General features: G+C 54.0%; 2 tRNA genes and 3 rRNA genes. All 5 read left to right on the forward strand.

From position 1 onward, the window contains the following. Positions 1-64 precede the first annotated feature (64 nt). Positions 65-1597 (forward strand): 16S ribosomal RNA (locus P0D87_RS31450). A gap of 72 nt (positions 1598-1669) precedes the next feature. After that, positions 1670-1746 (forward strand) — tRNA-Ile (locus P0D87_RS31455). Positions 1747-1798: 52 nt separating this feature from the next. Then, positions 1799-1874: transfer RNA gene (locus tag P0D87_RS31460), tRNA-Ala, on the forward strand. Between the two features lie 353 nt (positions 1875-2227). Then, positions 2228-5110: ribosomal RNA gene (locus P0D87_RS31465) — 23S ribosomal RNA — on the forward strand. Between the two features lie 224 nt (positions 5111-5334). Next, positions 5335-5438 (forward strand): 5S ribosomal RNA (gene rrf, locus P0D87_RS31470); the annotation flags it as partial.

The following is a 5438-nucleotide window of genomic DNA, read 5'->3' on the forward strand; positions in this document are numbered from 1 at the left end:
ACACTTCGTCAGTACGTTGAGTGAGCGACCGGGTTCGAAAGAGCCCGAAAACAGTAACAGGTTTGAACTGAAGAGTTTGATCCTGGCTCAGATTGAACGCTGGCGGCATGCCTTACACATGCAAGTCGAACGGCAGCACGGGAGCAATCCTGGTGGCGAGTGGCGAACGGGTGAGTAATACATCGGAACGTGTCCTGTAGTGGGGGATAGCCCGGCGAAAGCCGGATTAATACCGCATACGCTCTGCGGAGGAAAGCGGGGGATCCTTCGGGACCTCGCGCTACAGGGGCGGCCGATGGCAGATTAGCTAGTTGGTGGGGTAAAGGCCTACCAAGGCGACGATCTGTAGCTGGTCTGAGAGGACGACCAGCCACACTGGGACTGAGACACGGCCCAGACTCCTACGGGAGGCAGCAGTGGGGAATTTTGGACAATGGGCGCAAGCCTGATCCAGCAATGCCGCGTGTGTGAAGAAGGCCTTCGGGTTGTAAAGCACTTTTGTCCGGAAAGAAAACCGCCTGGCTAATATCCGGGCGGGATGACGGTACCGGAAGAATAAGCACCGGCTAACTACGTGCCAGCAGCCGCGGTAATACGTAGGGTGCAAGCGTTAATCGGAATTACTGGGCGTAAAGCGTGCGCAGGCGGTTCGCTAAGACAGATGTGAAATCCCCGGGCTTAACCTGGGAACTGCATTTGTGACTGGCGGGCTAGAGTATGGCAGAGGGGGGTAGAATTCCACGTGTAGCAGTGAAATGCGTAGAGATGTGGAGGAATACCGATGGCGAAGGCAGCCCCCTGGGCCAATACTGACGCTCATGCACGAAAGCGTGGGGAGCAAACAGGATTAGATACCCTGGTAGTCCACGCCCTAAACGATGTCAACTGGTTGTCGGGCCTTCATTGGCTTGGTAACGTAGCTAACGCGTGAAGTTGACCGCCTGGGGAGTACGGTCGCAAGATTAAAACTCAAAGGAATTGACGGGGACCCGCACAAGCGGTGGATGATGTGGATTAATTCGATGCAACGCGAAAAACCTTACCTACCCTTGACATGTACGGAAGTCCGCTGAGAGGTGGATGTGCCCGAAAGGGAGCCGTAACACAGGTGCTGCATGGCTGTCGTCAGCTCGTGTCGTGAGATGTTGGGTTAAGTCCCGCAACGAGCGCAACCCTTGTCCCTAGTTGCTACGCAAGAGCACTCCAGGGAGACTGCCGGTGACAAACCGGAGGAAGGTGGGGATGACGTCAAGTCCTCATGGCCCTTATGGGTAGGGCTTCACACGTCATACAATGGTCGGAACAGAGGGTCGCCAAGCCGCGAGGTGGAGCCAATCCCAGAAAACCGATCGTAGTCCGGATCGCACTCTGCAACTCGAGTGCGTGAAGCTGGAATCGCTAGTAATCGCGGATCAGCATGCCGCGGTGAATACGTTCCCGGGTCTTGTACACACCGCCCGTCACACCATGGGAGTGGGTTTTACCAGAAGTGGCTAGTCTAACCGCAAGGAGGACGGTCACCACGGTAGGATTCATGACTGGGGTGAAGTCGTAACAAGGTAGCCGTATCGGAAGGTGCGGCTGGATCACCTCCTTTCCAGAGCTGAACGTGTCAAACGTTGAGCGCTCACGCTTATCGGCTGTAGTGAAGAAACGCAGACAGACTCAGGGGTCTGTAGCTCAGTCGGTTAGAGCACCGTCTTGATAAGGCGGGGGTCGATGGTTCGAATCCATCCAGACCCACCATGTCATGTCTGGTGAGCTGGTCGGCTGTGACTCCTGCGATCTCTGTATGACCGGGGGATTAGCTCAGCTGGGAGAGCACCTGCTTTGCAAGCAGGGGGTCGTCGGTTCGATCCCGTCATCCTCCACCAATCCTCAATGCGTAGCGTTCTGTGAAACAGGCAGAGCGTTGTGCATTGGCGATTGAGCCAGTCAGCAAGTGGTATGAAGCAGAGCTTTATATCGGCTGTCGTTCTTTAACAATCAGGAAGAAGTAGTAAAGAGATTCACGAAAGCATGCTTAGAGATGGGTGTGCGAGTAGGTGAATCAGGGTTGTGATTGTATCGATGTATTTTAAAGGTAATCGAAAGATTGCTCTTGGAATACGGCGCAACACGAATACTCAACCTGTAGCGAGTGATCGGATCGCTGGTCCCCTTCGGGGATCGGGCCAGAGTAAGTGCTAAAGCACCAACACTGGCCGAGAAGACACACCCGTTATAGGGTCAAGCGAACAAGTGCATGTGGTGGATGCCTTGGCGATCACAGGCGATGAAGGACGCGGTAGCCTGCGAAAAGCTACGGGGAGCTGGCAAACGAGCTTTGATCCGTAGATGTCCGAATGGGGAAACCCACCTCTTTTGAGGTATCCGTGGCTGAATACATAGGCCATGTGAAGCGAACGCGGTGAACTGAAACATCTAAGTAACCGCAGGAAAAGAAATCAACCGAGATTCCCAGAGTAGTGGCGAGCGAAATGGGACCAGCCTGTACTCTTTATCTTCATTGTTAGTCGAAGGCTCTGGAAAGTGCCGCCATAGCAGGTGATAGCCCTGTAGACGAAAACAGCGAGGAAGAACTAGGTGTACGACAAGTAGGGCGGGACACGTGAAATCCTGTCTGAAGATGGGGGGACCATCCTCCAAGGCTAAATACTCGTGATCGACCGATAGTGAACCAGTACCGTGAGGGAAAGGCGAAAAGAACCCCGGGAGGGGAGTGAAACAGATCCTGAAACCGCATGCATACAAACAGTCGGAGCCTTTGAAAGAGGGTGACGGCGTACCTTTTGTATAATGGGTCAGCGACTTACATTCAGTGGCAAGCTTAACCGATTAGGGCAGGCGTAGCGAAAGCGAGTCCGAACAGGGCGTTCAGTCGCTGGGTGTAGACCCGAAACCAGGTGATCTATCCATGGCCAGGATGAAGGTGCGGTAACACGTACTGGAGGTCCGAACCCACTAACGTTGAAAAGTTAGGGGATGAGCTGTGGATAGGGGTGAAAGGCTAAACAAACCTGGAAATAGCTGGTTCTCTCCGAAAACTATTTAGGTAGTGCCTCGTGTATCACCTTCGGGGGTAGAGCACTGTCATGGTTGTGGGGTCCATTGCGGATTACTACGCCATAGCAAACTCCGAATACCGAAGAGTGCAATCACGGGAGACAGACATCGGGTGCTAACGTCCGGTGTCAAGAGGGAAACAACCCAGACCGCCAGCTAAGGTCCCCAAATATGGCTAAGTGGGAAACGAAGTGGGAAGGCTAAAACAGTCAGGAGGTTGGCTTAGAAGCAGCCATCCTTTAAAGAAAGCGTAATAGCTCACTGATCGAGTCGTCCTGCGCGGAAGATGTAACGGGGCTAAGCCATATACCGAAGCTGCGGATGCACATTTATGTGCATGGTAGGAGAGCGTTCCGTAAGCCTGCGAAGGTGCACTGGAAAGTGTGCTGGAGGTATCGGAAGTGCGAATGCTGACATGAGTAGCGATAAAGGGGGTGAAAGGCCCCCTCGCCGTAAGCCCAAGGTTTCCTACGCAACGTTCATCGGCGTAGGGTGAGTCGGCCCCTAAGGCGAGGCAGAAATGCGTAGCTGATGGGAAGCAGGTTAATATTCCTGCACCAGTGTTGAATGCGATGGGGGGACGGATCGCGGAAGGTTGTCCGGGTGTTGGAAGTCCCGGTCCTTGCATTGGAGAAGGCGCTTTGGCAAATCCGGGCGCGGAATTCAAGGGTGCGAGGCCAGTCTCTTCGGAGACGAAGCAATCGGAAGTGGTTCCAGGAAAAGCCTCTAAGCTTCAGTTCAACAGTGACCGTACCGCAAACCGACACAGGTGGGCGAGATGAGTATTCTAAGGCGCTTGAGAGAACTCGGGAGAAGGAACTCGGCAAATTGGTACCGTAACTTCGGGATAAGGTACGCCCCTGTAGCCTGACTGGCCTGCGCCAGAAGGGTGAAGGGGTTGCAATAAACTGGTGGCTGCGACTGTTTAATAAAAACACAGCACTCTGCAAACACGAAAGTGGACGTATAGGGTGTGACGCCTGCCCGGTGCCGGAAGATTAAATGATGGGGTGCAAGCTCCTGATTGAAGTCCCGGTAAACGGCGGCCGTAACTATAACGGTCCTAAGGTAGCGAAATTCCTTGTCGGGTAAGTTCCGACCTGCACGAATGGCGTAACGATGGCCACACTGTCTCCTCCCGAGACTCAGCGAAGTTGAAGTGTTTGTGATGATGCAATCTCCCCGCGGCTAGACGGAAAGACCCCATGAACCTTTACTGTAGCTTTGCATTGGACTTTGAACCGGTCTGTGTAGGATAGGTGGGAGGCTGTGAAGCGTGAACGCCAGTTTGCGTGGAGCCATCCTTGAAATACCACCCTGATCTGTTTGAGGTTCTAACCCTGGTCCGTGAATCCGGATCGGGGACAGTGCATGGTAGGCAGTTTGACTGGGGCGGTCTCCTCCCAAAGTGTAACGGAGGAGTACGAAGGTACGCTAGGTACGGTCGGAAATCGTGCTGATAGTGCAATGGCATAAGCGTGCTTAACTGCGAGACCGACAAGTCGAGCAGGTGCGAAAGCAGGTCATAGTGATCCGGTGGTTCTGTATGGAAGGGCCATCGCTCAACGGATAAAAGGTACTCTGGGGATAACAGGCTGATACCGCCCAAGAGTTCATATCGACGGCGGTGTTTGGCACCTCGATGTCGGCTCATCTCATCCTGGGGCTGTAGCCGGTCCCAAGGGTATGGCTGTTCGCCATTTAAAGAGGTACGTGAGCTGGGTTTAAAACGTCGTGAGACAGTTTGGTCCCTATCTGCCGTGGGCGCTGGATATTTGAAGGGGGCTGCTCCTAGTACGAGAGGACCGGAGTGGACGAACCTCTGGTGTACCGGTTGTCACGCCAGTGGCATCGCCGGGTAGCTATGTTCGGAAGAGATAACCGCTGAAAGCATCTAAGCGGGAAACTCGCCTTAAGATGAGATATCCCCGGGGCTTCGAGCCCCTTGAAGGGTCGTTCAAGACCAGGACGTTGATAGGTCAGGTGTGTAAGCGCAGTAATGCGTTCAGCTAACTGATACTAATTGCCCGTAAGGCTTGATCCTATAACAGGTGTGTGTCGGCAGCCGTTAGTGCTTCAGCACTTATGGATGCCCCACCCTGCGCCACGCGCAGGGTCTTATGCAGACCACACACGGTTGAGTGATCGATGTTGTGCCAGAAACAGCACAGCCCGCACGCATAAACGTGCAAAACGAGAGGCATCCTCTCAGCTACTTCTTCCAGATTGGCTGTACTGCTCCCTGAGCGCTACAGCAACCCGTCAAAGCCTGATGACCATAGCGAGTCGGTCCCACCCCTTCCCATCCCGAACAGGACCGTGAAACGACTCCACGCCGATGATAGTGCGGATTACCCGTGTGAAAGTAGGTA

The organism is Paraburkholderia sp. RL17-368-BIF-A (assembly GCF_046054045.1).
GTDB classification, from domain to species: Bacteria; Pseudomonadota; Gammaproteobacteria; order Burkholderiales; family Burkholderiaceae; genus Paraburkholderia; species Paraburkholderia graminis.